This is a genomic window from Rhodoferax sp. PAMC 29310, from assembly GCF_017948265.1.
In the GTDB taxonomy this organism is placed as follows: Bacteria; Pseudomonadota; Gammaproteobacteria; order Burkholderiales; family Burkholderiaceae_C; genus Rhodoferax.
In genome coordinates this window covers 1,589,984-1,614,907 of the sequence record NZ_CP072852.1, presented here as the reverse complement: position 1 = coordinate 1,614,907, position 24,924 = coordinate 1,589,984, and the positions used below count along the sequence as shown (strand labels likewise).

The following is a 24,924-nucleotide window of genomic DNA, read 5'->3' as shown; positions in this document are numbered from 1 at the left end:
TATAGAAAAATAAGAAAGACAAAACTGCTGCAATGTCTCAAGGGAGCCGACTGCCAATGACCGTCTACATGCCTTGCTAGGCAAGGTCTGGTTAAATCGTTTCACTTTACAACTGCTTTCCTGTGGGATCATCACGCCACAGCCTTCAACCGAATTAGAAAATACCGATGACTTGCGAATCTACGATTGAGTTGACAGGCTTGAAAATCGAGACCCATATTGGGACCTATGGCCCGGGTGAATCCGCCCCCAATGCGCACCTGTTGGACATGCGCCTTGGGATTGATTCGAGTCGGGTACTCATTGCGGAAGACGGCATGCAGTTTGTTTTTGACTATGACCCATTGATCCGGGAAATAGACCGCTTGTCGCTTGACGGCCATTACGAAACGCAGGAACGCTTGTTGACGCGTATCGCTCAAGCTTGCGCTGCGTACCCAGCAATCAATGCGGTCGAAATTGTCCTGCGAAAAACGCCCGTTCGCGCTGGAACAGGTGCACTGGGCGTTCGTCTGTTGCTGAATGGCAGTGACTTTGAGCGGTTGAGAAAGACCGCTCCGATGTCGACTGTCGTGGTTTGATTCGTGCTTTGCGCCCAAGCACCCAAGCACCTTAGCGCCGACGCTTTCTCACCCGCTCACTTTTGACGGTACCCACAAAGAAATCGTTAGGTTTGGTCTTGACCCAGGACACAAACACGGCCAGCTCAGGATGAGCCAGCAAAGCCGCTACCGTGGCGTACTGGCGAGCCAGCTCAGTCTCGGTCAGCAGGGCATGGATTTGACGGTGACAGATGCGGTGCATGAACGTGGTTTGTCGCCCGCCCTTGCTTTTGGGGATGAGGTGGTGGGCATCGCGTTGTGCAGGCGGTATCGCGCGGCCACAGAGCGCGCACTGTTGGGACGGCAAAGACGGGGTGTGAATCACATTGCTTTTTACTTCAAAGGATCACTCGTTTCAATCTGTTCATTCGGCAGACCGTGGCTTAATGTATTGCGGATGAACTGTTTTTCATAGTGACGGTTGCGTCGGTTTTTCTTGGAAGACGCTCGTTGACCATAGCGCTTGTCAACAACCACATCGGTCAGGTAATTAAGATCGGTCAGACTTTTGATGGTGTTGGGAGAATTACGCTGTGGCATGTTGAGCGGAAGTGTGAGCGTGTGCGGGTGAATCAAAATAAGCGCTTTTTAGCCAATTGACCATACACCTTTTCGCCCTATTCAGGCAACGCGTAACGCCATGACCCCAAAAGGCCGATAGTCTCGGCACGCGCCCGGTGGGCTCGATTTCCCACCTGCTAAAGCACATATGCCTACTGCAGTGCCTCCGCCACCCCTTGTCCCCTCAAATCGTAAATTGCATGACCGTCATCACTTCAGAGATTGAACGATTTAACCGCCTCAGCGCCACTTGGTGGAACAGCGAAGGGCCGATGCGGCCCTTGCATGTCGTGAATGCGCTGCGCCTGGACTATGTCGTGCAGCAAATCACCGCTCATTTTGGGGGTCAAACCAACAGCCCCTTGGCCGGTTTACGTATCTTGGATGTGGGTTGCGGTGGCGGCTTGCTGTCGGAGCCGTTAGCGCGATTGGGCGCACAGGTCGTGGGTGTCGATGCCTCGCCCGGCAACATAGCTGCCGCGCGCTTGCACGCTGAGTCGCGACATGTCGTGGTGGACTACAGGCTGGGCGAACCGGCTGCAGTGGTGCCTGCGGAGGAACGATTTGATGTGGTGTTGGCACTGGAGGTGGTCGAACACGTGAGCGACGTGGACGCCTTTGTTTCCAGAGTGGCCAGCAGCGTGGCGCCTGGGGGACTGATGTTTGCTTCGACCATTGACCGCACTTGGAAAAGCTTTGTGTTCGCCATCGTGGGCGCAGAGTACGTTTTACGCGTGCTTCCTCGGGGCACGCACGCGTGGCGTCAGTTTGTAAGGCCCAGTGAGCTGGCATTGGCTGCAGGCCGGGCGGGTCTGCAGCAGACGGATCTGCGCGGTATGCGCTACCTGCCTTTGATACACAAGGCGTCTTGGTGCAAAGACACCAGCGTTAACTACATGGCGACTTTTAGCGCTGGCGCGCTTACACCGACCAGAGCAAAAAAAACTGAAAAATAAGGGTTTCAGTAGCTGTCGTGCTTTGAACCAACCCAGGGTGAATCACTCTATCCATTAAAGTTTTTGGCTCAGTGCTTTCTCAATGCCCGAGACGATGCTCGCGCTGTTGGGCGTGACCTCGCTGGGGTAATTGGCGACCACCTTGCCATGGCGGTCAATCAGGTATTTGTGAAAGTTCCAGCCCGGAGCCACCTTAGTCGCTTGAAACAAGTCCTGATACAGGGCGTTTCGCTTGGCGCCTATCACCACGGTCTTGGAAAACATGGGGAACTTGACGCCGTAGGTGTTGAAACAAAAATCGGCAATCACTTTCGATGAGCCAGGTTCCTGCGCACCAAAATCATTGGAGGGAAAACCCAGAACCACCAATCCCTTGCTTTGGTACTTGGCGTACAGGGCTTCCAGGCCTTCGTACTGGCTGGTGAATCCGCAGAAGCTGGCGGTGTTAACCACCAACACCACTTTGCCCGCGTATTGGCACAGGTTTTGGGGTGCCTCGTCTTGCAATCTGGAAAACTGGTGCTGCAAGAGGGCAGGGCACGCTGCAGCCGCCGGGGCCGAGGTAGGAGTCGGCTGAGCCGAAGCACTCGTCGCCACGCCAAACCCTCCGAATAGGCTCAACAGCATGGTCAACAATGCTTGGCGAACAGCAGAATGAATAGAGCGATTTGTTTTCATAGAACATAGTTTAGATTCCCGCGAAAGCCCTTGCGCGATTGAACGTCTTGTGTTGTCACACCATGACCGCCATAGCCTGTACGGTTTCCTAAGAGCTTATTGGCGGGACGCACGTCCTCTGTAAAAACCGGGCCTTTGTCCGTCCAGGCACGGAGATCACATGAACAAAACCAACAACAAACCCTTTGTGATCGGTGTCACAGGCGGCAGTGGCAGCGGCAAATCCACCGTGACCCGCCAAGTGTTGGCGTCCATCGGGACCGAGATGACGGCCGTGGTGTTTCAAGACGACTACTACTGCGATCAAACTCATTTATCGCCTTAAGAGCGGCGCAAAACCAATTACGACCATCCCGATGCGTTTGACTGGCCTTTGATGGTGCAGCACGTGCAAGCCTTGCGCCGGGGAGAGTCAATTGAAATGCCTACGTACGATTTCACGTTGGACAACCGCGCCAGCCAAACCATCACCGTGAAGCCCGCGCCAGTGATCGTGATCGAAGGCTTGTTTGCGCTGTTTGATGCCGACTTGCGCCACATGATGTCGTTGAAAGTGTTCGTTGACACCGCCTCAGACGTGCGCTTTATTCGCCGCTTGCAGCGCGATATGGCCGAGCGCGGGCGCAGCGCCGAGAGTGTGATTGAGCAATACCTGGAAACTGTGCGCCCCATGCACAAGCAGTTCATTGAGCCCACCAAGCGCCACGCCGACGTCATCTTGCCCCACGGCGCCAACGGCCCCGCGGTGGACATCATCACCACCAAGGTGAAAACGCTGATTCGCGATCTGGAGCGCGCGCAGTAAGCGCGCCATTTGCGTAACTCAAATTGCATTTACCCGTACTGCCGGGTGTATTGCTCGCGGTGCTATCTTCCGCGCTCATTTACACACCGGATACCCATTTATGTTTTTCTCCCCCTTGCAAGTCGGCGCTCTCACTCTCCCCAATCGCATCCTTCTCGCCCCGCTGACGCGCACCCGCGCTGGCACGGAGCACCTGCCCAATGACTTGATGGCAGAGTACTACAGTCAGCGCGCCACCGGCGGTCTGCTGATCACCGAGTGCACCATGGTCATGCCCAACACGTCCGCCTTTGTGGCTGAGGCAGGCATCTACTCCCAAGAGCAGATTGAAGGCTGGAAGAAAACCACCGCAGCGGTCCACGCCAAGGGCGGGCGCATCTTCATGCAGATCTGGCACAGTGGCCGTGCGGCGCACCCCAGCATCAACGGCGGCGCGGTCAGCGTGTCCTCTACTGCCACGCCCATCGAAGGCGATATCAACACCCCCGCAGGCAAGGTGCCGCACGTGGCAGCGCATGCGCTGACCGAAGCCGAGATTCCCGCCATCGTGGCGGCCTTTGCTCAAGGCGCCAAAAACGCCATCGAGGCCGGCTTTGACGGCGTGGAAGTGCACGGCGCCAACGGCTACCTGATTGACCAGTTCCTGCGCGATGGCGCCAACCAGCGCACCGATGGCTACGGCGGCACCATGGAAAAGCGCGCACGCTTCCTGTTTGAAGTGCTGACTGCCGTCACCGCCGCCATTGGCGCGGACCGCGTGGGCCTGCGCTTGTCGCCGCTGAACAGCTTCAACAGCATGATCGACAGCGATCCGCTCGCGCTGATCGACTTCCTGGCCGACAAGCTTAACGCTTACAAACTGGCCTACCTGCACGTGATGCGTGCTGACTTCTTCGGCCTACAAAAGGCCGATGTGATGACCGTTGCCCGCGAAAAATACAAAGGCGTGTTGATTGGCAACATGGGCTACAACCCTGAGGAAGCCGAGCAAGCCATCGCGCAAGGCAAGCTGGACGCCGTGGCCTTTGGCACCAGCTTTCTGGCCAACCCCGACTTGCCGGCCCGTATCAAGGCTGGCGCTGCATTGAACGCCCCAGATGCCAGCACCTTCTACACCCCCGGCGCCAAGGGCTATACCGACTACCTGACGATGTAAGTCGGATTCAGTTCCATCGCAGGCGCCACGCCCTTGGCGCTTGCAAAGTTATTCTGAGCCACTAAATCGCTCCATTTTTTATAGCTTTTTTGGCAATATCCAAAAGGGCTACAGGTCGATTTGGCATATAAAGTTACACATGCCACCTGACTTGTGCGATGCCCATACCCAGCACCGCCAAAGGCGTACTGATCGCGCTCGGTTGGCAGTGGGTAAGGCACAAGCCAAAGCGAAATAACCTGGCCCTGCGCCTTGAGAACGGCTGTGGTGCAATGACCAATTTCAAAAAAGGACAACCCATGAAAGCTATTTGGAACGGCATCGTCATTGCCGAAAGCGTCGACACCGTGCTGGTGGACGGCAATCACTACTTTCCCGCCAGCAGTCTGAATCGTGATTACGTGCATTTCAGCAACCACAAGACCAGTTGCCATTGGAAGGGCGAAGCCAGCTACTACTCGTTGATGGTCAATGGCGACATGAACACCGACGCCGTCTGGTACTACGCTGAACCCAAGCCAGAAGCCGAGCAGATTCGTGACCGGGTGGCGTTTTGGAAGGGTGTGCAGGTCACGGCCTAGTCCTGCGGACCGCCTTTAGCCAACCTGGGCCTGTGCGGCATCATCGGGCGGCTTGCTCACGGGCTTCGCCGAGAGGCCAATAGCAACGCCCCCACCGCGATGAATGCAATCCACGACAGATGCTTGCCCCGTGTGAAATAGAGCGGGAAAGCGGCAGACATCAACGAGGTCACGCCCATGACGGTCCGCACCTGGTCTTTGGAGACAGGGCCATACCCTGCGGTGAAAGCCAAATAGGCCAGTCCCCACCAGGCCACCGTGGTCAGGTGCCAAGCGAAGCGCAAAGTGCCCTTGGTGAACTCGGTGCCGGCCGATAACTTCGGCAGGTCACCCCGCTTGAACAGGCGAATAAAAATATAGCGCTCGCCCAGGTACGAATGGGCGATTCCCGTGGCGACGAGTTGGGTGATGGCGAAAGCGAGCATGGTGGACGAGTGCTCGGTGGTGCTGTGTGAGTCAGTGGAATTTGCAACGCCCACAATCTACCTACCCTACATACTTCGGTTAGGCGGCAACCCCTCTTCTGGCAAACGTCGGGGTTGGCCAAGTTCGCAGCGCTTCCAATCGTTTCCTATTGAATTCATAGCATCGGAATTGCATTGCGTGGAACGGAAAACTCGGCCAATCCATTTCTAGTCAATTTTTCCCGAAGTTTCGAACTGTTTTTTTAATATCCCGTCCGCTCACGTAAAGGACAAACGGGGTGAAGTTGAAACAATCACTCTACGAAATTTTGGGTGTCGACCAGCGTGCAGAACGGACCGAACTGCAGGCGGCGTTCAGTGCCCAGATGAGTGCTCTGGAACAAGCCCGCAACACCATGGCTCCGCAGGCCTATTCGGACAAGGTCCAGGTGCTGCGCGTGGCGCTGAATTCGCTCAGTGACGCCGGTTTCCGTCTGACCTACGACGCCAAGCTGGCGGCGGCCCGCATTCCCGCAAGCGCGCCAGAGGCCGCGTTGTCACTGGTGCCCATTGCCGCAGACGACGCCAACGCCGCCAACGCCAGCAACGAAGTGCGTACCGATGCGCTGTCTCTTCGGGCCGACGCGTTGTCTCTGCGTGCTGACGCCATGATGCTGAGGACCCAGGGCGAAAGGCCTCGCGCGCAACCAGCAGCAATGGCCAGAAAAGTAGCGTCGAGCACCATGGCGGGGTTTCAGTACCTCTCGCGTGCCGTCGGCTTACTGGTCATCGTGGGGGGGACTGCATTTGGCTTGACCCGGTGTATGAACGGCGATTTCTCGGACTACCGGGCCCGATTGGAGGCCAAGGCGGCCGAAAAAACGGCTTTGCAAGAATACTTTCAAACGCACGGCGTGCGCCCGGCCAATATGGCTGAAGAAGCTGAACCGCCAGTGCGCACCGGTTCTGGTGGGTCTGAGTTTGGTTCTGGTGCAAGGGTGCTCACGCCCGCCAGCGCCCAAGGCCGAGCAGTTCGTCGGCAAGTGGCGGTCTTCGCGCTTGGCTAGCTGTCAAGTCCCGCCTGTTCATAAACTCGCTTGACAAACAAATCAGGTTTTCCTGCGCGCCATTTCTGCAAAGCTTGAATAGGTGTTTGGTGCTTCAAAGCCCGCTGCGGGATATGGTGGTTGTAGGTCTTTAAATAGAGCGTCAGAGTCGTCTCCAGCTCAGCCGCTGATGCGAAACGTGTTTGCTTAACCAAGTCGCTGATGCGCCCATTGAAGCGCTCCACCATGCCATTGGTTTGCGGATGGCGTGGGGGCGACAGGCGATGCACGATACCCATCTCGGCACAGCTGATGTCGAACGTATGCTTGCCCGTGGCTTGTTTGCTCTTGGCTGTAAAACGGTCGGTAAATTGACTTCCGTTGTCAGTCAGAATCTTTTGAATTCTCATGGGCGAGACTTTTCTCAACCGGCACAAAAAATCGGTACTGCTGACGTCAGTCTGGTCGTTGTAAATGTGGAAATAGACCCACCGTGTCGCTCGATCAATGGCCACAAAGAGGTAGCGCCTCTTCGTCTCATCAGGCATCTGCGGCAGGTACTTGCTGTCAATGTGTATGAATCCAGGCTCGTAGTCCTTGAAGGTTTTCAGTGGCGCAGGCTCCCCCTCAACTTGTGGCAGCAGGCCTTTCAGATCGGAGACGCCATGGCGGCGCAAACAACGGTCCAAGCCTGAGCGTGAAACAGCGGCATTGATGAACTCGCGGGTGATCGCCAGCAGGTCGTCCAGGGGCAGTAGAACTGTGCGCCGAAGCTCGACAACAAGTTGCTCCTGCGCTGGACTGAGCGTCGTCTTCAGCGTACGCGGGCGGTGGGAGCGATCCTCTGAATCTTCGCGCTCTTTCCACTTGCGAGCGGTGGCGGGCGTGATGTTGTATCGGTCGGCCAGCGCACTGGCACCAGCGGGCGAGGTCCTTATCTCAGCGCGTGTGCGAGGGGTGGTTCGGGCGCAGGGATGGACTTGACTCATGACGTCTTCTCTCCTTGTAAGGACGCAATCACGCCCCGCATCAACTGGCGAGCTTTGAATAAGGGCCAGCTGCGGACGGGAACATGATCACACGGGACGCGACAGCTAACCAGCCCTTGACCCTGGCCAGCAATGGCGAATGGGAAATCAAGGGCGATGGTGGCGCTGCGCTGCAGTACGGCGTATGGCGCATTGAGGGGCAGCGCCTGATCTGGACGATTCGGATCGATGGCGGTGTGGTGCACGACGCGAATGTCATTGTCAAGGTAGGGGCGGATCGGTTTGAGCTTCGGGAGGCTGATGGGTCCAGCACCCAGTTCAGCCGGCTCGATTAAGGGTGTCTGTGATGACCCACTACGACGCGCTGGAGGTCAGTCCTCGTGCCAGCCCAGAGGTGATCCGGGCGGCCTACAAAAGCCTGATGCAGCGCTTTCATCCCGACCGCAATCCTTCGGATGAGGTGGCGAGCGCCCGTGCAGTGCAGGTTGCGGGTGCCTACGCCGTGCTCTCAGACCCTGCCAAAAAAGCGCTCTACGATAAAAGCTTGCAACCCGCCATGGCACGCCTGGCGCCAGTGCATGCGGCAAACGGCTATGCGGCTGAGGCCACACAGGTGCCTCCCAAACCCGTTCGCCGCACGACCACCCAGCCGGCCCGCGCACGCGATGGTGCCAAAGGCCCCGGCCTTTGGGCGGTGGTCGGAACAGTGGCCTTTCTAGTCGTCGCCGCCATTTTGTCGGTGAAAGGCTTGCGCGGCGCCGACCTCGAGCCTGCCGCTGAGCTGCGGTCAATTCGCGCGTCGATGGCGGCGGACACCACACGGGAGTCGCTGCGCCGGGAGTTGTACAGCCGCAAGCAGGAGATTCTCGACGCCCACCCTGAACTGTTGCCCCGTTTGACCGAAGAGCGCGTCCAAGACATGGCGGCGCGCACGTTTTTTTTGTTGGACCGACCCTTGGTGGTGTGGGTTGCCGGTGGTCAGGCATCGGGCGCCTTGCCTGTGGAGCTGACGATTCCCTCCATCAGCGTCTTTTTTGGCAGCTTTGATGCGCCCAATTTGCTTGCGGAAATGGCCCGGCACCGTGAACGGTTGAGCAAAGATCTGGCGCGTCAGCTGGCCAGTGAAGACCCTCGGCAGCTCAGTAACGCGCAGGTAGAGCAACACCTGGCCCGTGTAGTGACACGTTCTGTATCCGTCAGCCTCGGCGTCGCGGCCACGCGAGGCGACTACCCCTCAACGTACTTTGAATCACCCGGTCGCTACGGCGTGACCCATGTTTTTTTTCCCGACAGCTTCAGGATGGTGCAGCTGCGCCCCTAAAGTGCGGCGCACGGCGTGGTGGCCATGTTGTATGCAAAATCGTCCTCTAGCGCTTGTTCATGCTGCGCAAGTAGCTATCTTTTTGAGTGGCTGGCATGTTTAGAAAGAAAGAATAATGGCCCGTACTTATTTTTTCGCACACCCAAGCTGTGTTATCTCTCACTATGACCTTCAACGATTGGCGCTGCAGGCGTTTTTCCTTTGGGCTGTTGCTCACCGTGGCGTGCACGGTGGCCAACGCTTTTTGCATTTTTAATTGCGAGCCTTCCAAGACAGCCGTCTATTACCCGGTGGCCCAGGCGGAGGTTCTATTCACACGGCCCGCTGACCCGGTGCGAAGCGAAAAATCCGAGTTTTTTATCTTGGACGTGAAGCTTGCTTTTCGTGTTTTTCCGTATTACGCCAATGGGCGCGACCCACGAATTCACCTGCAAATTGGCTTTGACAACTACCAGCGCGGCACCGAAAAGATAGACCTTGACTGTTCAAAAGCCGCGTTGATCCTCAACGGCAAGTCATTCAGCGCCAACGCCCCCAAATCCAAAGAAAACGAGGGTGCGCTTACAGAAGTGTGGACACAAGAGTGCCATACAGCCGTTTCGCTGTGTGACCCGGCGGGGGTCTATATTTACAACGCAGAAATGTGGTTCACCCCGCATCAAGCCTTGGGCGACAGCTTTTCGATTGCTTTGCCACTGGTCAGCAATCACCCCCAGGGTGCCAAGCAAATCATTGTGAAATTTGTCAAAGAAATGCGGCACGTTAAAGGCATTGGTGGCGTGTAAGAGGCGAAAGGGGAGGCTGCTTTCGTCATAGACCCCATTCGCACAAAGGTTCACGGCCAGGTTCGTTCGCTAGGCGGTGTGATGAAAAACTGACATGCCAAATTGGCCTCTGTCGCCCGTCTAATATGCGCAAGCAGCTATTTATTTGGTAGTGTTTTTCAGACACTGAGAAGCCGCCTGCAAGACATCATCCAGCGGCTGGACGTTCCCCGACCCGTACAACCGGCGACACAGCTTTCTGTAATGGGTAGCGGTGCCTTTGTCAGCTCGGCTCGGCTCGGCTCAGCCCCGAAGAAGCCGCTGACGTACCACTGGGTGCGCTGAGGGCCCTGGTGGCTGGTACGTGGGCTGGAAGCTACCTTCAGGCACCTGTGGCTGTGCTCTGCCCGCTGCGGCCTCTTGCCCGTGGGCCTGGTTGTTTTCGTCGGTACAGTAAATTTTGAACATGTTGGTTGCACTCCTGCACGCATTGTGAAGCAGCCGCTGTGTGCCTAGATCGGTGCGTCAGCGCCTGTGCCGCCGGGCCAAGCCGTCAGCGGCCCATATTCACCCGCCGTGACCGCCCTATTCGCGCACCACGCTAAACCGTTCCCGGTGGGCAACGTAGGCGGGTGCAGCTTGCTTGCACAGTCGATTGATGAAATTGGCCTCTAGCGCTCGTACCATATGCGCAAGCAGCTATCTATTTGATCGCGACCTGTCTTTGAAATTTGCAACCCCTTCAAGACCGCTTAATAGGTCAAGATGGATTGGCCTGTCGGAATACTCAGCTCTTTGGCAAAAGCTCCGCGTCAACCCACCCTCGCAAGCTGTTCACAAACGCCAGCGCAGAAACGCGCGGCAAGTCGTCTAGCCGCACCATCGCTTCCACCAGTCGCCCCTCAAACAAGCACTGCGCCCGCCCCACACCGTCCAGCAGACCGCAAGACAGCGGCGGGGTCACCCAAACGCCATCCAATTGCAGCGCAATGTTGCCGCGCGTGCACTCGGTGATCTCGCCACGGGTGTTCCACAGCAAGGTGTCAAACACGCCGCTTTGGCTGGGGGCGTAGGCGTCGTAGTGGGGGCGGTGTGTGGTCTTGAAACGCACAAACTCGCTGTCTGCCTCCTCAAACGCGGTGTCGGCCAACTGCAGTAAAACAGGGCTGAGTGTCGGACCCAAGGCAAACGCCTCGGTCAGCACCTGACCATCCCGCCTGAGTTGAGCGCGTACCCGCCAGGCGCCAGAAGGGTGAGAGGTGGCCAATTGGTTCAGCTGTTTTTTCAACTGAGTCGCGTCCAGCGGGTAGCCAAAGTGCGCAGCGGCGCGCGCCAACCGGGCCAGGTGGGCCGGCGCATGGCGCAGTTGTCCGTTGTCCAGGCACAGGGTTTCCAGCAGGTTGAAGGGTTGGCTGGCGCGCTCCAGAAATCCGCGCTTGAGTCGCCATTCATTCCATTCGGCGTCAGCAGTGGCATCAAAGGTAATGCCGCTGCCAATGCCGCACAGGGCGGCTGGACCTTTCAGGGTCACAGTTCGAATACCCACATTGAAGGTGGCGTGGCCACCGGGACGCACCACACCCATGGCGCCACAGTAGACGCCGCGCGCCTCGGGTTCCAGGTCTTTGATCATTTGCATGGCGCGCACTTTGGGCGCGCCGGTGATCGAGCCGCACGGGAAGAGGGCGGCGAAAACATCGGTCAAGCTGGTGTTCGGGCGGGTGGTGGCGGCAACGTCTGACACCATTTGCAGCACGGTGGGCAGGGTTTCGACTTGGAACAGGCGTGGCGTCTTGACGCTGAAAGGCGTGGCGATGCGAGAAACATCATTGCGCAGCAGATCCACGATCATCACGTTCTCAGCCAATTCCTTGGGGGTGCTGCGCAGTTTGCCCGCCAGCGTTTCGTCGTCCGCTGCACTGGCTCCCCGTGGGGCGGTGCCTTTCATGGGGCGCACCAGAATTTGATCGTCGTGCCAATCAAAAAACAACTCGGGTGAGACGGAGAGGATGTGCTCTGAGCCGGTGTCGAGGTAGGCCGCGTAGCCGTTGGGTTGGGCACGTTGCAGGGCGGCGAACAAGGCGGTTGGCTTGCCCTGAAAGTTGCCGTGCAAGCGGGCCGTGTAGTTGACTTGGTAGAACTCCCCGGCGCCAATGGCGTCGTGAATGCTCGCCATGGCGGCATCGAAGCTGGGGCGGCTTAAGGGGTTGTGCCACTGCACTTCGACGCTGCCAGCAGCGGGTTCAATGGGCCAAGGCAGGGGCTTTTCGTGCACGCCAAACCACGCCAAGGGGCCAATGGGGGCGTGGGTGATCAGGGCTGGGTCGAAGGCGGGTGCGGCTTCATAGGCCACGTAGCCCACGCACCACAGGCCAGAGCGGGCTAGCGCGTCCACCCGGTCTAACAGCGGCAGAACCTCGTCGAGCTGGTGCGCCACCAAGACTTCAAGGGGCGTGCCAAAGGCGCAGCGCAAGGCGGCGGTGGGGTCGGATTGCGGGGCGCAAAAGTCGATTAAAAAACGCATACCGTGGTTCACATCACAGGTTGAAAAGTCCGTTGGCCGCCAGGCGCAGCACCCGGTCGGCCCGCGCTGCGGCTGTGGGCGAGTGGGTGACCAGCACCATGGAGGCATGGTGTTCACGGGTTTGGGAAATCAGGGCGTCCATCACGCGCTTAGCGGTGGAGGGGTCGAGGTTGCCGGTGGGCTCATCGGCCAGCAGCAGGCTGGGGCGGTGCACCAGGGCGCGTGCGATGGCCACGCGCTGGAGTTGCCCGCCGCTCAGTTGCTGAGGCAAGCGCTGGCCCAGCCCGGCCAGGCCGACGGCGATCAGCATGGCCTGTACGCGGGTGTCGTCGTGCTGGTTCAGCAGCATCAAAGGCAGGGCCACGTTTTGGGCCACATCGAGGTGGGGCAGCACATGAAATGCCTGGAACACAAAGCCGATTTTTTCGCGGCGCAGGTGAGACTTCTTCTCGTCATTCAAGCCGCCAATGTCCACGCCATCTAACACCACCGAGCCGGTATCCCAGGTGTCCAGCCCGGCCAAGCAGTTGAGCAAGGTGGACTTGCCCACACCTGACTCGCCCACGATGGCCACAAACTCACCGGGCGCCACGGTGAGCGACGCGCCGCTGAAGACGGCCACGCCGTCGTAGAGCTTGCTCAAATTGTTAACGACCAGGGTCATGCGGGTTGGTCCACAAAGTGTTGCACCAAGCGCATTACTTGGCTCAGGGCAGCGGCATCGTCGCAGGCTACGATGTGGCGCTGGGGCATGGAGCGCAGCCAGGTGATTTGGCGTTTGGCGAGTTGGCGGGTGGCAAAAATGCCTTTGTCACGCAACTCAGCTAACGGCCACAAGCTGTCTAGCGCTTCCCACGCTTGGCGGTAGCCCACGCAGCGCATGGACGGTAAATCTAGGTGCAAATCACCGCGCGCGCGCAGGCCCAGCACTTCTTCCATGAAGCCGCTGGCCAGCATGAGATCGAAGCGCTGGGCAATGCGCTGGTGCAGCCAGGTTCGGTCTTGTGGTTCCAGAGAAATCAAAAGCGGGCTGCTAAGCTCATTTTTTGAGCCATTTTGACCTTTAGACCCCGTCGCATATGAGTAAGGCGCTATGGTTTTTGACTTATGAAAGCTGGACAGGGGTTGGCCTGAGGCGCGGTACACCTCCAGTGCCCGCTGAATGCGCTGGGAGTCGGCTGGGTTCAAACGCGCGGCGGTGATGGGGTCAACCTGCGCCAATTCGGCGTGCAGGGCGGCCCAGCCTTTCTCGGTCGCTTCAAGCTCCAGTTGGGCGCGCAGGGCGGGGTTGGCCTTGGGCATGTCGTCCAGCCCATCGAGCAGGGCTTTGAAATACATCATGGTGCCGCCGACCAGCACTGGCAATTTGCCGCGCGCAGTGATGTCGGCCATCAGGCGGTGCGCATCACTCACAAACTCGGCGGCGCTGTAGGCGTTTAGCGGGTCGCGGATGTTGATGAGGTGGTGGGGCAAGGCGGCCAGTTCCTCGGCGCTGGGTTTGGCAGTGCCAATGTCCATGCCGCGAAACACCAAGGCCGAGTCCATGCTAATGATCTCAATGTCATGCGCGGCGGCGATTGCCAACGCAGCGGCTGTTTTGCCCGAGGCGGTGGGGCCGGCGAGGGCAATGTAGCGGGGTGTTGACCCGGCAGGGGGGCGGAGGTCAGTGTTCATCAAGGTGTCCATATCGTTGTACCAGCGTCCATGCAATCAGCGCGATGAGGGCGCTCCAGAACCAGATGCCCAGCACCAGTGGAAAGACGGTGTCGTTCAGGTGCGTGCCCAGCCAGGTTCCCATGGCGAAGGCCACCAGGGTCATACCAAACCCGTTCAACGCGGAGGCTACGCCTGCGGCCTGTGGGAAGGGGCCGACGGCGCCACTTTGGCTGCAGGGCTGGTGAATGCCATGGGCCAGCATGTAGAGGCATTGCGGCAGCATGATGGCCCACACGGATTGAAAACTCGCCAGCGCCAGCACACCCATGGTGGTGCCGCCGGTCAGTGACAGGACGCCAGCGATAGCAATGGCACGAGGCACACCCACACAGGGCAGCAGGCGCCGGCACAGCAGGGTGCCCAGCACGTACATCAGCGAATTGACGAACATGACAAAACCATATTCGGTCACGCTCAGTCCCAGCACCCGGATGAAGACAAACGACGAGGCCGCTAAAAAAGTGAACAAACCGCCATAAGAGACAGCGGAGAGTGCCGAAAAGGTCAAAAACGTGGGGTGGCGCAAGATGCTGCGCCAGGTCTGCAGCAGCACGGCGGGTTTCAAAGCGTGTCGGTTGGTGTCAGGCCGGGTCTCTGTAAAGCGCAGTGCCACCACGGCAAGGCACACCGCGCTGAAAACTGCCAGCGCCAGCAGAGCGATGCGCCAACTGAACAGGTCGGAAAGCAAACCGCCTAAAGGGGCGCTTGCGCAGGCAATGATGCCCAGTCCGGTGAGGCCTTTGGACATGACACGGGCGCCTTGCAGCGGGGTGTAGAGGTCCCGCACGATGGCGCGTGCGCACATGACCCCCGCGCCCATGGCAGCACCTTGCATGGTGCGCCAAACAATCAGCATCGCCATGGAAGGGGCCATGGCGCTGGCCACAGACGCAATCAAATAAGCGCTCATGCCGATCAGCAGAATGGGACGGCGACCAAACCGATCAGACAACGGTCCCCACACCAATTGCGACAGGCCAAAGGCCAGTAGCAGCGCGGTCAGCGTCAGTTGGGCCTGACCCATGGGCGCCTCAAAACTGGCGGTAAGGGCCGGCAGGGCAGGCAGGTAAAGGTCGGTGGTGATGGGTTGCAGGCCCAGCAATAAAGATAGGATCAGCACCACCCAGGCCGCCGACATGGTGGGGCGGAGCAGGGCAGGGGCGTTGGGGTCGGCGTTCGAGTGGAGCGGCATCAATCTGAGCGTATCAGATCAAATTCGTTCATCCATGGCGATGGTGCCAAGACCCCGTTACAGTTGTCCCTTGGACCCGACGGCATCTGGCGTGGGGAGCGTATAGATTGGTGGAGGAGTAGCTGTGAGTTGGTTAACGGTATTGAAGCTGGTTCCCTGGACCGATGTGATCAAAAACGCGCCTGCGGTCGCCGACGGCGCGAAGAAGCTGTGGAAGTCCGTGGGCAAGAATGAGGCCGCTGAAGCAGGTGAGGCACCGGCGTCGCCGGCCTCTGCGTTGAGTAACTTGCCAGAGTCGCAAGCCATTGCATTGCTGGAGCGTCAGATAGGCTCACTGGAAATCACAGTGGACGAGTTGCATCAGCAGATGCGGGAGTCGTCCGAGCTGATCAAGGCCTTGGCCGATCAAAACACCCAGCTCATCAAGCGCGTTGAGGTCAACCGCCGCCGTATCTGGGTGTTGGCCGGCTTGGTCCTGATACTGGGATTGACCGGGGCACTGGCAATGGCGCGGCCACTGATTGGCTGACACAATACCGACAACATTAAAATTTCCAAGAAAGCAGATCATCATGAAAATCCGCACCCTACTTTTGTTGCTCATTCTGGGCGTTGTTGCCGTCTTCACCTTGCTGAACTGGGCGGCGTTCATGACGCCAACCGCACTCACGCTTGGCGTGGCCGACGTACAGGCCCCACTGGGACTGGTGATGTTGGGCGTGGTGGTTGTTTTGACCGCCGTGTTTCTTTTGTATGTGGTGTACCTGCAAACCACCTTGCTCATGGATGCGCGCCAGAACAACAAAGAGCTTTCACAGCAGCGCAAATTGGCCGACCAGGCTGAGGCCTCGCGCTTCACAGAACTGCGGACCTACCTGGAGCTGGAGCTGCTCAAGCAACTCAATCAGGACAAAGAGTCTCGCGACGCTGTGCTGGACCGGCTCGAGCAGGTCGAGCGTGAGCTTCGTCTGACGGTGGAGCAGTCTGCCAACTCTTTGGCCGCGAGCATTGGCCAAGTTGAAGATCATCTGGACCGTGGTGGCAAAGACATGAGCCACACCTTGTTGGCCTAATACCTAACCGCTTGTCAGTGATGACACTTGTGCGCGACGCGCACAGTGGCTGACTTGTGAAGCTATTTTCCTCGTTCTACCAGCGTGCCATGCAATGGTCACGCCACCGGCGTGCACCCTGGTACTTGTGTGGCCTGAGTTTTGCCGAGTCGTCGTTCTTCCCGGTGCCGCCGGATGTGATGTTGGCGCCCATGAGTTTGGCCAATCCGTCGCGCGCCTGGTATTTTGCGTGGATCACCACGCTGGCTTCGGTGGCCGGAGGCCTATTGGGCTACACGCTGGGTCACTACGGGTTCGAGGCAATCGAGCCCTGGCTGCGCCAATCGGCCTACTGGGCGGGGTACCTCACCACGGTCGAGTGGTTCGAGCGCTGGGGCGTGCTGGCTATTTTTGTTGCCGGCTTCACCCCGGTTCCCTACAAAGTGTTCACAGTGTCCGCCGGCGCAATGTCGATGGCCTTGCTGCCGTTTGCACTGGCGTCTTTTGTGGGGCGGGGCGCCCGTTTTTTTCTGGTGGCTGGCCTGATGGCGTGGGGTGGCGCGCGCATGGAAGCTGCGCTTTACCGCAGCATTGACCGCATCGGCTGGGCGATGGTCGGGCTCGTGGTGGTGGGCATCCTGATTTACCAAATGTTCGGCGCTGCTTAGACCGGCTTACCTGCGGTCCTGGCTGGGCTGGGGCATGTGATCAAGGGCAACATAGCGCAGCAGGGCCGTGAGACCCAGTGCCGCCACTGTTAAACCCACGATCAAGGCAATCCAGAAGCCTTGTGCGGCCATGGCTTGCTCTGGCGCCCAGGGCAACCAGTCAGGGGCAATGCCCAGTGCATAACCCAGAGGCAGAGAAAAAACCCAAAACGCGGTCAGGTGAATCAACATGGGCGAACGTGTCACCTTGTAGCCCCGAATGGCACAACTGGTGGCCACCTGGGTCGCGTCCGACAGCTGAAACAGCGCGGCCAGAAACAGCAACTGTGCCGCGACTTTGGCGACCGCCCCATCGCTGGTGTAGGCCCAGGCAATCTGTGTGTTGAAGAGAGCCATGAAAGAAGCCGATAGCACGGCGAATCCCAAAGCCATGGCTACGCCCACCCAGGACCGAAAGCGTGCGGCCACGGGGTCGTTGGCGCCCAGTGACTGGCCCACGCGGGTCAAAATCGCCACCCCCAAGCTCAGCGGCAACATGAACACCAAGGATGAAAAATTCAGCGCAATCTGATGCGCCGCAATTTGGCTGCTGCCAAAGCGGGCCACCAGCAAGGCAATCAGGCTGAAGGCGCTGGTTTCTGCAAAATAGGTCACGCCAATGGGCAGGCCGAGCTTCAGCATCGTGCGGATCTGTGGCCAGTCAGGGCGCTGGTAGTGCGTAAACGGCCAGGTGCTGCGGTAGGCGGGGGCGCGTCGCATCCACCACAGCAATACCAGCAGGTTGAACCAGACACACAGCAGTGTTGACCACGCGCAGCCCAGACCACCAAGTTTGGGAAAGCCCAGGTTGCCAAAAATCAGCAGCCAGTTCACCACGCCGTTCAGCACCAGTGCACCCAGCGCGGTGATCATCAGCGGTTTGGTCTGGTTCAGGCTGGCGCTGTAGCCATACAACACGCGGTAGCAGGCGAACGCCGGCAGGGCAAAGCTGGTGATGTGCACAAAATTCTTGGCCAGGTCGCGCACCTTGGGCTCCAGACTCAGGTGATCAAACACCAGGGTTGCCACGTTCGCCATGACCATGGCAATGAGGCCCACACCCAAGGCTTTCCACAGGGCTTGACGCACCACCTGCGGCACTTCGCCAAATGCCTTGGCGCCGACATGGTGCGACACGATGGGGCTCACCGACATCATGATGCCCATCAGCGTGATGATGATCATGTTCCAGATCGACACCCCCAGAGAAACGCCGGCCAGATCTTCGGCTGAGGCATGGCCCGCCATGGCCACGTCCAAAACGGACATGCCGACATTGGCCAGTTGACCCACTAAAATTGGCCAGGCCAGTAGCCACAGGGCGTGGGTTTCCCCTTGAATTCGGGTGCGTTGGGCGGGTGATGAAACGTGACGAAGCAACATGGGTGGGGAATACCGGAGATCAAACCAGATTGGAGAAAACGGTTTGATTGATCCAGAGAAATTCAGAAAGCAAAGGGAGTGGTCGATGGTAGCGCTGCCGCTGCCACCTGGCATGACGGGGTGGGTATAGTTTCCAGATGAATTTCTCCATGCCCGCCATCAGCAAGTTTGCGCCGCTGGGCTTTTACCTGTCACTTTTCTTGTCCCGGTTGGCAGATCAGGTGTTGTTATTTCTGGTGCCTCTGGTTGTGTTTCAAACCACCCAGAGTGCGGCGTGGTCAGGCATCGCGTTCTTTGTGGAAACCTTGCCCCGATTCATGGCTTACCCGGTGTGCGGTGCCTTGTGTGATCGTTTGCCCACACTGCGCTTGCTGCGGGTCAGCCAGGTCTATCGGGCGTTGGTATGTGGGCTGGGGGTTGCGGGGTATATGTTGTTTGGCGGCATTGGCTGGTTGGTGGGCTTGTCGGCCGTGTGCGGGGTGCTCACCACGCAGGGCATGATGGCCCGCGAGACCATGTTGCCCCATGTTTTTCGTGAGGGGCGTTTTGTGACGGTGCTGGCCAAGACCCAGATGGCGGACCAACTCGGCATGGTGCTGGGCCCCATGCTGGCTGCGCTGTTGCTGAACTGGTGGCCCTGGCAGGGCGTGGTGTTGGCCACGGCGCTGTTGTTCTGGGTGGCGGATGGCGCACTGGCGGTGTGGAACCGGCATTGCCCTGTGAACTGGCCAGTGCCGCAGGTGCCTGCGGGCGCCTGGTGGCAACCGTATCGTACGGGCCTCAGTCACTGGTGGCACTTGCCGGGCTTGTTTCGACTCACGGTGGTGACCGCCGGTGTGAACCTGGTGCTGGGCGTGACGATGGCTTCATCGGCGGCGATGGTCACCGGTGTATTTCAACAAACAGACCACGTCTACGCCCTGTTGCAGACAGGAGGTGCGGTGGCGACGGTGGTGGTTTTGCTGGCCATTGCCCGCCTGAATTTCAGTTTGAACTTGATGGGACGTTTGTCCTACGGCTGTGTTTTGGTCGGCGGGCTGATCATGGCGTTTGGCGCCGGGCCATGGGTTTATGCCTTGGGCTTTGTGTTGGTGATTGGTTTTGACAAGATGTTCAGCGTCTATGTGCGCAGCCGCCGCCAACTCATCATCCCGCCCGGTGACTACGGCAAAACCACCGGCGTGGTCATCATGCTCAACAATCTGTCCCAGCCGGCTGCCGGCTTGGCTGTCGGTCTGTTTGCTGCCAAGGCCGACCCCAGCGCCGTCATTGCGGCGCTGACCGGTGTAATGGCCTTGCTGGGGGCGGCGGTGTGGGCCACGCGCGAGCGGTCGTCAAGAGCTGCTTCGCCTTAGTGTTCCGTGTCCATAGAGTCGCCCTTGCGGCCAAGACGTCTCTGGATGGCACCGCCCCTTAACGCCGATCGGGGTGTTCATCGTCCGGCTTACCTGTTATAAGAAATTGTCGTGCTAGACGGCGCGCCGTTTGGCAAACACAGCGGGAGCTGTGGACGCAAAGCTTCAGGCCCCATCTCAGATTGACTGAAAGGGCGGCTGGGTTGCTCCGGAAGAATTATTGTTTTTCAGCCGGCCCTGGTTTTGTAGCGCGTCATCTTGTATTCAAGAAATGAGGCAAAAAATTCTATGGGGCTCAACATTCTTTCGTGGCAATCGACCATTGGCGACGCTATTCGCGGGCCCTCCAAGTCGCCACGAAACAGAGCCAATCGACTTGGGCAATGCCCGGCGACAAGGGCGGGCTTGACGGTCATTCTGCGGTTGCTTTTCACCGCCCTCATTTTTGTTCTCTCGGCTGGCTCCTCTATTGCGGAGTCGGCGCTTAGTTTGTCGGCCACTGAACGCGCCTGGCTTGCTGCCCATCCAGTCATTCGAATCGGGGTTGACCCGGACTATGCGCCCTACGCCTTCGTCAATGAACAGGGCCAAGCGGATGGCGCGGCGGCGGAAATCACGGCCTTGGTGGCGAAGCGCCTGGGCCTGCAACTCAAGCTGGTGCCCGGGCGCTCCTGGTCACAAATTATTGACGGCGCTCGTCAAGGCGACATCGATTTGATCATTGCCGTGTCACATGCGCCCCAGCGAGAGGCCTTCCTCAATTTCAGTCAGCCTTATCTGAGTACGCCCTTGGTTGTGCTGACCCGCACAGAGACCCCGCGCCTGGAGGATTTGGCACTGCTTCAGGGCCAGCGGGTCGCGCTGGCCAAGGATCATGCATCGACCGCCCAAGCCGCCCAGCATTATCCGCAATGGCAGGTGGTCAACGTGACCACCCCACTTGAAGGCTTGCGTGCCGTTTCCGAGGGCCGCGCCGAGGCCTTTGTTGGCGAGCTCGGCGTCAACACCATGCTCCTGAGCGACGAAGGCATTACCAATGTCAAGGTCAACACCGGCTTTGACATGTCCAATGGACAGCGCTACGGTGTGCGCAAGGACTGGCCCGAGCTGGTGCCCTTGATGGAGAAAGCGCTCGCCTCCATTCCCTAGGCCGAAATCAGCCGCATTATGGCGCGCTGGGTTCCGGTGCCTGTGTCGGTGGACGAGATCAACCCCGCGACGCGTGCCCGGATTGCCGCCTTGCCTGTGTTGCGCGTGGGAGTGGCTGAAAATTTGAGTCCCTTTGATTCCATCAGCACCAATGGCCGCCATCAGGGGCTAGGCGCCGATACCCTGGCCTTGCTGGTCAAAAACACGGGCTTCAAGACAAAAATCATTCCTGGGCCGAATGTGCAGCAGTTGCTGCAACGGCTCGCTGAGGGAGAGCTTGATCTGGTCCTTGGTGTCAACAGCAGCGCGTCCGGCGCACACCAAGCGATCCTCAGCAAGCCCTATTTCATTTCTACTATGGGCGTTTTTGCGCGAAAGGGACAGGTATTTTTGGGTGAAAAGCGCGACTTGTTTAACCGCAACGTTGCCGTGGCTGCCGAATCCTATGCCGAGGAACTGCTCAGCCACGAGCCGCAGATTCAGTTGCAGCGGCATGCCACTATGCACGAGGCGATGCAGGCGGTACTCGATGAGAATAGCCAATTTTTTGTAGCAGAGGCCACCTCGACACTGCGCAGGATTGACGATGAGGGCATCACCGGCCTGCGCTACGCCGGTGCGTTGCAGGAATACCCCTTTCGCTTGAGCATTGCGGTCAACCCCCGAGTTGAGGGCCTGCTGGCGCTCATCGACGCGAGTCTGGTCACCATCACGCCCGACGAGGCGTCGATCATCCGGCGCCGCTGGGTCGGCGCTGCGTTGGACGGTGGCATCAAATTGGGTCAGTTGGTGCGTTGGACGCTGGGGCTAGGGCAGTTGATTGGACTTGGATTTTTGGGCATTTATCGATGGAATCGCAAGCTCAAACGAGACGTTGATCGTCGAACTCGCCTGTATGTCGCCTTGACTAGATGCAACTCGGCCGTTGCGCGGTGCAAGGATGAGAACGAATTGTTCTCTGAGGTTTGTCGCATTGCTGTGGAGATCGGTGGGATCAAGATGGCCTGTGTTGGGTTGATTGAGCCGACAACGCAACTGTTGCAGCCCATTGCCTGCTTTGGCAAAGACGCTGACCTGTATCTGCAGAACTTCCATATTTCGGTGGATGCCAATAGCACGATGGGTCGCGGTCTGACTGGGACGGCGGTTCAGGAGAACAGGCCTGTGTGGTGTCAAGATCTGGATGCTGATCCGCGCTCCAATCCCTGGCGCCAACACCGCGCCGGATTTGGTTGGCGAGCCGCATGCGTTCTGCCCTTGCATCGCAAGGGTGTGACGGTGGCCGTGCTCATGCTCACGGCCGGAAAGGTTGGCGTGTTCGACTCTGCAGCCCGCGAGCTGATCACGGATATGGCCGCTAATATTGACTTGGGTATCGATAATTTTGTTCGCGCAGCCGTACTGCGCGAGCTGACGCAGCAATTGCAGACCATTGCCGACCACGCGCCCGTGGCGTTGGCGCAAGTAGATCGGGACCTCCGTTATCGGTTCGTGAACGAGAACTTTTCGAAGATGCATGGACTTCGTCCTGCCGATATTGTTGGCAAGCCCGTGGTCGAGTTGCTCGGCGACACGGCCTATGCTCAACTCAGGCATCACATCGAGGCAGTGATGGCGGGGCAGTCGGTCGAATTTGAACGCGATGCGCCGCCATTACCGCTGAAAAACAAGCCCGCCTTACTTCATGTGAGTCTGGTCCCTGAGCGCGATGCCGACGGTCGCGTCATTGGACACCTCACGGCCATCATTGACATCACGGCGCGCAAGGAAGCCGAAGGACAGTTGCGCAAACTATCGCAGGCTGTCGAGCAAGCTTCGGACAGCATCATGATCACCGACACCAACGCGGTGATTGAGTATGTCAACGATGCCTTGCTTGAGAATACCGGCTACCGTCGCGACGAGTTGATTGGCAAGACCCCAAGAATCCTGCAATCCGGTCTCACCTCCAGTGACACTTACACGGCCATGTGGGATGACCTCACGCAGGGCCGTTCTTGGCAGGGCGAACTGCACAATCAGCGCAAGGACGGCAGTCGCTACATTGACCAGACCGTTATTTCCCCGATCCGTCAGGCCGACGGCACGCTGACCCACTATGTGGGTGTGCAAACCGACATCACGGCGCAAAAAGCCGCCGCCGAGAAAATAGAGAAATTTGCATTTTATGACCCGTTGACCGGGCTGCCCAATCGCCGCCTCCTGATGGATCGGCTGCAGCACGCCATGGCCGCAGGTGTGCGCAACCGGCATCAAGGCGCCGTGATGTTTATCGATCTAGATAACTTCAAGAGCGTCAACGACACGCTCGGTCATGCCAAGGGTGACCTGCTGCTGAAACAAGTGGGAGAGCGCTTAAGTGCCTGTGTCCGTGAAGGCGACACGACCGCGCGGCTGGGGGGAGATGAGTTTGTCGTGATATTTAACCAGATTGGGGAAGGCGCAATGGATGCGGCCACCCAAGTTCAGATCATGGGGGAAAAACTACTGGCCACTCTGGCGCATAAGTACTGGTTGACGAGCGGCCCGTGTGACGGCACGGTCAGCATTGGCGTGGCATTTTTTGGTGGCACGGCCGAGACAGATCCCGAGGAGCCCTTGAAGCGAGCCGACCAGGCCATGTACCAGGCCAAGTTGGCCGGGCGAAACGCACTGCGCTTCTTTGACCCCGCGCTGCAGGCCGTGGTGGCAGCGCAATCCGCGCTGGAGGCCGACTTGCGCGAGGCGATTAAGAAGGGCGAGTTGGTCCTGCACTATCAACCCAAGGTGTCCTTGCGCACGGGGAGGGTGGTCGGGGCGGAAGCTCTGATTCGATGGCAACGCGCCGATGGGAAGTTGGTGCCGCCCAATGATTTCATCCCAATGGCGGAGCGAACCAAGCTGATCGTGCCGATGGGGCAGTGGGTCATTGAAGAGGCTTGTCGCCAGATTGTTGAATGGCGTGAGGCCGGATTGCCCGAGATCAAAGTGGCAGTCAATGTGTCGGCGCACCAGCTTCAGGCCGGCGACCTCGACGCTATGCTGTCTCGGGTCTTGAAGGACTACGGTATTTCCCCGCACCTGCTCGAGGTTGAACTGACCGAAAGCGTCTTGATGGAAGACCCCGAAGCGGCCGCCACACTGCTTAGAAAAATCAAAGCCACGGGTGTCAGCCTGGCGCTGGATGATTTTGGTACCGGATACTCCAGTCTTGCCTATCTGGGACGCTTTCCCTTCGATACCTTGAAGATCGACCGCTCGTTCGTGCAGAACATGGTGACCGAGCCCAGTTCAGCCATCATAGCCATGACCATCATTGACCTGGCGCATCGCATGCGCATGAAGGTCGTCGCCGAGGGCGTGGAGACCGACGCGCAACTGGGCTTGCTCAGAAAGAACGGCTGCGATGAAATGCAAGGTTATCTGTTCAGCCGTCCGCTTGCCGAACCCGCCCTGCGAGCGATGTTGAGCCAAGACAGCAGGATGACCCACAGCCTGAGCATCGACTCAGGACAAAAAACTCTCCTTCTGGTCGATGATGAGCCCGGTATCGTGTCGGCCTTGCGCCGGTCCCTTCGTAAAGAGGGCTGCCGAATTCTGAGTGCCAGTAGCGGTGAAGAGGCGTTGGAGCTATTGGCCATCAATGAGGTGCAGGTGTTGTTGTCGGACCAGCGCATGCCCCACATGAGCGGCACTGAATTGATGCACCGGGTTTGCATCATTTCGCCCAGTACGGTTCGACTCATTCTTTCGGGCTATGCGGATTTGGAGACGGTGACCCGAATAGTGGACGAGGGGTATATCTACAAATTCATCGCCAAACCATGGGCTGAAGATGAAATGCGAGCCAACATGGCAGACGCATTCCGGCGTTCGGAGATGCTCGTGAAACAGTTGCTGCCTCATAAACGGGATGCTGAGCGTTCTGCTGATCACGCAATCTGAATGCCCGCCGCGAGCTGAGTGAGGCCGCCGGGCGGTTGATGCGTCCGTCGATTGTCTTT

25 protein-coding genes, 1 pseudogene and 1 riboswitch are annotated in these 24,924 nt (G+C 58.7%); of the genes and pseudogenes, 15 read left to right on the top strand and 11 right to left on the bottom strand.

Annotated elements, in window-relative coordinates:
• The first annotated feature begins 167 nt into the window (after nucleotides 1-167).
• Nucleotides 168-581 carry a dihydroneopterin aldolase gene (locus J8G15_RS07390; RefSeq protein ID WP_210546856.1) on the top strand — a complete coding sequence of 138 codons (414 nt, stop codon included), beginning with the start codon at nucleotides 168-170 and terminating at the stop codon, nucleotides 579-581.
• 31 nt (nucleotides 582-612) lie between these two features.
• Here J8G15_RS07390 and J8G15_RS07385 read toward each other — a convergent pair whose 3' ends face one another.
• Both J8G15_RS07385 and J8G15_RS07380 read right to left on the bottom strand, forming a co-directional pair.
• Nucleotides 613-927: an HNH endonuclease gene (locus J8G15_RS07385; protein ID WP_210546855.1), complete on the bottom strand. Its 315-nt coding sequence runs from the start codon at nucleotides 925-927 to the stop codon at nucleotides 613-615.
• An 8-nt stretch (nucleotides 928-935) separates the two neighbouring features.
• Entirely contained in the window at nucleotides 936-1,142 is a 207-nt protein-coding gene (locus tag J8G15_RS07380; RefSeq protein WP_210546854.1) for a hypothetical protein, read from the bottom strand.
• A 221-nt stretch (nucleotides 1,143-1,363) separates the two neighbouring features.
• On the opposite strand from J8G15_RS07380, the gene ubiG reads away from it, so the two are divergent.
• Nucleotides 1,364-2,119 (top strand): bifunctional 2-polyprenyl-6-hydroxyphenol methylase/3-demethylubiquinol 3-O-methyltransferase UbiG, encoded by a 756-nt coding sequence (gene ubiG, locus J8G15_RS07375; protein WP_210546853.1) that lies wholly within the window; start codon nucleotides 1,364-1,366, stop codon nucleotides 2,117-2,119.
• A 54-nt stretch (nucleotides 2,120-2,173) separates the two neighbouring features.
• Here ubiG and J8G15_RS07370 read toward each other — a convergent pair whose 3' ends face one another.
• Complete coding sequence (locus J8G15_RS07370) at nucleotides 2,174-2,797, bottom strand: glutathione peroxidase (protein ID WP_210546852.1); 624 nt, start codon at nucleotides 2,795-2,797, stop codon at nucleotides 2,174-2,176.
• A gap of 160 nt (nucleotides 2,798-2,957) precedes the next feature.
• Here J8G15_RS07370 and udk point away from each other — a divergent pair.
• A pseudogene (gene udk, locus J8G15_RS07365) lies at nucleotides 2,958-3,602 on the top strand (uridine kinase).
• A 100-nt stretch (nucleotides 3,603-3,702) separates the two neighbouring features.
• Complete coding sequence (locus J8G15_RS07360) at nucleotides 3,703-4,758, top strand: alkene reductase (protein ID WP_210546851.1); 1,056 nt, start codon at nucleotides 3,703-3,705, stop codon at nucleotides 4,756-4,758.
• Here the strand turns inward: J8G15_RS07360 and J8G15_RS07355 are convergent.
• The gene (locus J8G15_RS07355; protein ID WP_210546850.1) at nucleotides 4,743-5,054 is read right to left on the bottom strand and encodes a hypothetical protein; all 312 of its coding nucleotides are present in this window, start codon (nucleotides 5,052-5,054) and stop codon (nucleotides 4,743-4,745) included. The genes J8G15_RS07360 and J8G15_RS07355 overlap by 16 nt on opposite strands.
• Nucleotides 5,055-5,057: 3 nt before the next feature.
• Here J8G15_RS07355 and J8G15_RS07350 point away from each other — a divergent pair, with 3 nt between their 5' ends.
• Nucleotides 5,058-5,339 carry a DUF427 domain-containing protein gene (locus J8G15_RS07350; protein ID WP_210546849.1) on the top strand — a complete coding sequence of 94 codons (282 nt, stop codon included), beginning with the start codon at nucleotides 5,058-5,060 and terminating at the stop codon, nucleotides 5,337-5,339.
• Nucleotides 5,340-5,395: 56 nt separating this feature from the next.
• On the opposite strand, the gene J8G15_RS07345 is transcribed toward J8G15_RS07350, so the two are convergent.
• Entirely contained in the window at nucleotides 5,396-5,764 is a 369-nt protein-coding gene (locus tag J8G15_RS07345; protein WP_210546848.1) for a hypothetical protein, read from the bottom strand.
• Nucleotides 5,765-6,042: 278 nt separating this feature from the next.
• Between J8G15_RS07345 and J8G15_RS07340 the strand changes: the two genes are divergently transcribed.
• On the top strand, nucleotides 6,043-6,810 hold the full coding sequence (locus J8G15_RS07340) for a hypothetical protein (RefSeq protein ID WP_210546847.1): 768 nt from the start codon (nucleotides 6,043-6,045) through the stop codon (nucleotides 6,808-6,810).
• Here J8G15_RS07340 and J8G15_RS07335 read toward each other — a convergent pair.
• The gene (locus J8G15_RS07335) at nucleotides 6,807-7,778 is read right to left on the bottom strand and encodes an IS481 family transposase (RefSeq protein ID WP_210546846.1); all 972 of its coding nucleotides are present in this window, start codon (nucleotides 7,776-7,778) and stop codon (nucleotides 6,807-6,809) included. The genes J8G15_RS07340 and J8G15_RS07335 overlap by 4 nt on opposite strands.
• Before the next feature lie 83 nt (nucleotides 7,779-7,861).
• Between J8G15_RS07335 and J8G15_RS07330 the strand changes: the two genes are divergently transcribed.
• The 3 genes from J8G15_RS07330 to J8G15_RS07320 all read left to right on the top strand — a co-directional run bounded on the left by J8G15_RS07330 (nucleotide 7,862) and on the right by J8G15_RS07320 (nucleotide 9,884).
• The gene (locus J8G15_RS07330; protein WP_210546845.1) at nucleotides 7,862-8,113 is read left to right on the top strand and encodes a hypothetical protein; all 252 of its coding nucleotides are present in this window, start codon (nucleotides 7,862-7,864) and stop codon (nucleotides 8,111-8,113) included.
• Between the two features lie 11 nt (nucleotides 8,114-8,124).
• Nucleotides 8,125-9,099, top strand: coding sequence for a J domain-containing protein (locus J8G15_RS07325; RefSeq protein WP_210546844.1), 975 nt, complete (start codon nucleotides 8,125-8,127; stop codon nucleotides 9,097-9,099).
• Nucleotides 9,100-9,263: 164 nt separating this feature from the next.
• A complete protein-coding gene (locus J8G15_RS07320; RefSeq protein ID WP_210546843.1) occupies nucleotides 9,264-9,884 on the top strand; it encodes a hypothetical protein in 621 nt (206 codons plus the stop codon).
• Between the two features lie 766 nt (nucleotides 9,885-10,650).
• Here the strand turns inward: J8G15_RS07320 and pabB are convergent.
• From pabB to J8G15_RS07300, 4 genes are read right to left on the bottom strand one after another with little or no spacing between them, the layout of a single operon-like run.
• Nucleotides 10,651-12,387 carry an aminodeoxychorismate synthase component I gene (gene pabB / locus J8G15_RS07315; protein ID WP_210546842.1) on the bottom strand — a complete coding sequence of 579 codons (1,737 nt, stop codon included), beginning with the start codon at nucleotides 12,385-12,387 and terminating at the stop codon, nucleotides 10,651-10,653.
• A 13-nt stretch (nucleotides 12,388-12,400) separates the two neighbouring features.
• Complete coding sequence (locus J8G15_RS07310; RefSeq protein WP_210546841.1) at nucleotides 12,401-13,051, bottom strand: ABC transporter ATP-binding protein; 651 nt, start codon at nucleotides 13,049-13,051, stop codon at nucleotides 12,401-12,403.
• Nucleotides 13,048-14,061 carry a tRNA (adenosine(37)-N6)-dimethylallyltransferase MiaA gene (miaA, locus tag J8G15_RS07305; protein ID WP_210546840.1) on the bottom strand — a complete coding sequence of 338 codons (1,014 nt, stop codon included), beginning with the start codon at nucleotides 14,059-14,061 and terminating at the stop codon, nucleotides 13,048-13,050. The genes J8G15_RS07310 and miaA overlap by 4 nt, the downstream gene beginning before the upstream one ends.
• Nucleotides 14,051-15,295, bottom strand: a complete 1,245-nt coding sequence (locus J8G15_RS07300) for a multidrug effflux MFS transporter (RefSeq protein WP_210546839.1) — start codon at nucleotides 15,293-15,295, stop codon at nucleotides 14,051-14,053. Before J8G15_RS07300 ends, miaA begins: the two co-directional genes overlap by 11 nt.
• 124 nt (nucleotides 15,296-15,419) lie before the next feature.
• On the opposite strand from J8G15_RS07300, the gene J8G15_RS07295 reads away from it, so the two are divergent.
• From J8G15_RS07295 to J8G15_RS07285, 3 genes are read left to right on the top strand one after another with little or no spacing between them, the layout of a single operon-like run.
• On the top strand, nucleotides 15,420-15,824 hold the full coding sequence (locus tag J8G15_RS07295; RefSeq protein WP_210546838.1) for a hypothetical protein: 405 nt from the start codon (nucleotides 15,420-15,422) through the stop codon (nucleotides 15,822-15,824).
• A gap of 43 nt (nucleotides 15,825-15,867) precedes the next feature.
• Nucleotides 15,868-16,368: a LapA family protein gene (locus tag J8G15_RS07290; protein ID WP_210546837.1), complete on the top strand. Its 501-nt coding sequence runs from the start codon at nucleotides 15,868-15,870 to the stop codon at nucleotides 16,366-16,368.
• 56 nt (nucleotides 16,369-16,424) lie between these two features.
• A complete protein-coding gene (locus J8G15_RS07285) occupies nucleotides 16,425-17,015 on the top strand; it encodes a YqaA family protein (protein ID WP_210546836.1) in 591 nt (196 codons plus the stop codon).
• 6 nt (nucleotides 17,016-17,021) lie between these two features.
• Here J8G15_RS07285 and J8G15_RS07280 read toward each other — a convergent pair whose 3' ends face one another.
• Nucleotides 17,022-18,437: an MATE family efflux transporter gene (locus J8G15_RS07280; protein WP_210546835.1), complete on the bottom strand. Its 1,416-nt coding sequence runs from the start codon at nucleotides 18,435-18,437 to the stop codon at nucleotides 17,022-17,024.
• Between the two features lie 149 nt (nucleotides 18,438-18,586).
• Here J8G15_RS07280 and J8G15_RS07275 point away from each other — a divergent pair, with 149 nt between their 5' ends.
• From J8G15_RS07275 to J8G15_RS07265, 3 genes are all read left to right on the top strand, one after another.
• On the top strand, nucleotides 18,587-19,792 hold the full coding sequence (locus J8G15_RS07275) for an MFS transporter (protein ID WP_210546834.1): 1,206 nt from the start codon (nucleotides 18,587-18,589) through the stop codon (nucleotides 19,790-19,792).
• A gap of 122 nt (nucleotides 19,793-19,914) precedes the next feature.
• Nucleotides 19,915-20,003: riboswitch (cyclic di-GMP riboswitch) on the top strand.
• 194 nt (nucleotides 20,004-20,197) lie between these two features.
• On the top strand, nucleotides 20,198-20,941 hold the full coding sequence (locus tag J8G15_RS07270; RefSeq protein WP_210546833.1) for a transporter substrate-binding domain-containing protein: 744 nt from the start codon (nucleotides 20,198-20,200) through the stop codon (nucleotides 20,939-20,941).
• 18 nt (nucleotides 20,942-20,959) lie between these two features.
• Nucleotides 20,960-24,865 (top strand): EAL domain-containing protein, encoded by a 3,906-nt coding sequence (locus tag J8G15_RS07265; protein WP_210546832.1) that lies wholly within the window; start codon nucleotides 20,960-20,962, stop codon nucleotides 24,863-24,865.
• Nucleotides 24,866-24,924 lie beyond the last annotated feature (59 nt).

What these genes read in the sequence shown, in the direction of transcription:
- J8G15_RS07390 (WP_210546856.1), top strand. Translation starts at nt 168, where the DNA reads ATGACTTGCGAATCTACGATTGAGTTGACAGGCTTGAAAATCGAGACC.
- J8G15_RS07380 (WP_210546854.1), bottom strand. Translation starts at nt 1,142, where the DNA reads ATGCCACAGCGTAATTCTCCCAACACCATCAAAAGTCTGACCGATCTT.
- ubiG (WP_210546853.1), top strand. Translation starts at nt 1,364, where the DNA reads ATGACCGTCATCACTTCAGAGATTGAACGATTTAACCGCCTCAGCGCC.
- J8G15_RS07370 (WP_210546852.1), bottom strand. Translation starts at nt 2,797, where the DNA reads ATGAAAACAAATCGCTCTATTCATTCTGCTGTTCGCCAAGCATTGTTG.
- J8G15_RS07360 (WP_210546851.1), top strand. Translation starts at nt 3,703, where the DNA reads ATGTTTTTCTCCCCCTTGCAAGTCGGCGCTCTCACTCTCCCCAATCGC.
- J8G15_RS07350 (WP_210546849.1), top strand. Translation starts at nt 5,058, where the DNA reads ATGAAAGCTATTTGGAACGGCATCGTCATTGCCGAAAGCGTCGACACC.
- J8G15_RS07345 (WP_210546848.1), bottom strand. Translation starts at nt 5,764, where the DNA reads ATGCTCGCTTTCGCCATCACCCAACTCGTCGCCACGGGAATCGCCCAT.
- J8G15_RS07335 (WP_210546846.1), bottom strand. Translation starts at nt 7,778, where the DNA reads ATGAGTCAAGTCCATCCCTGCGCCCGAACCACCCCTCGCACACGCGCT.
- J8G15_RS07330 (WP_210546845.1), top strand. Translation starts at nt 7,862, where the DNA reads ATGATCACACGGGACGCGACAGCTAACCAGCCCTTGACCCTGGCCAGC.
- J8G15_RS07325 (WP_210546844.1), top strand. Translation starts at nt 8,125, where the DNA reads ATGACCCACTACGACGCGCTGGAGGTCAGTCCTCGTGCCAGCCCAGAG.
- J8G15_RS07320 (WP_210546843.1), top strand. Translation starts at nt 9,264, where the DNA reads ATGACCTTCAACGATTGGCGCTGCAGGCGTTTTTCCTTTGGGCTGTTG.
- pabB (WP_210546842.1), bottom strand. Translation starts at nt 12,387, where the DNA reads ATGCGTTTTTTAATCGACTTTTGCGCCCCGCAATCCGACCCCACCGCC.
- J8G15_RS07310 (WP_210546841.1), bottom strand. Translation starts at nt 13,051, where the DNA reads ATGACCCTGGTCGTTAACAATTTGAGCAAGCTCTACGACGGCGTGGCC.
- miaA (WP_210546840.1), bottom strand. Translation starts at nt 14,061, where the DNA reads ATGAACACTGACCTCCGCCCCCCTGCCGGGTCAACACCCCGCTACATT.
- J8G15_RS07300 (WP_210546839.1), bottom strand. Translation starts at nt 15,295, where the DNA reads ATGCCGCTCCACTCGAACGCCGACCCCAACGCCCCTGCCCTGCTCCGC.
- J8G15_RS07290 (WP_210546837.1), top strand. Translation starts at nt 15,868, where the DNA reads ATGAAAATCCGCACCCTACTTTTGTTGCTCATTCTGGGCGTTGTTGCC.
- J8G15_RS07280 (WP_210546835.1), bottom strand. Translation starts at nt 18,437, where the DNA reads ATGTTGCTTCGTCACGTTTCATCACCCGCCCAACGCACCCGAATTCAA.
- J8G15_RS07275 (WP_210546834.1), top strand. Translation starts at nt 18,587, where the DNA reads ATGCCCGCCATCAGCAAGTTTGCGCCGCTGGGCTTTTACCTGTCACTT.
- J8G15_RS07265 (WP_210546832.1), top strand. Translation starts at nt 20,960, where the DNA reads ATGGCGCGCTGGGTTCCGGTGCCTGTGTCGGTGGACGAGATCAACCCC.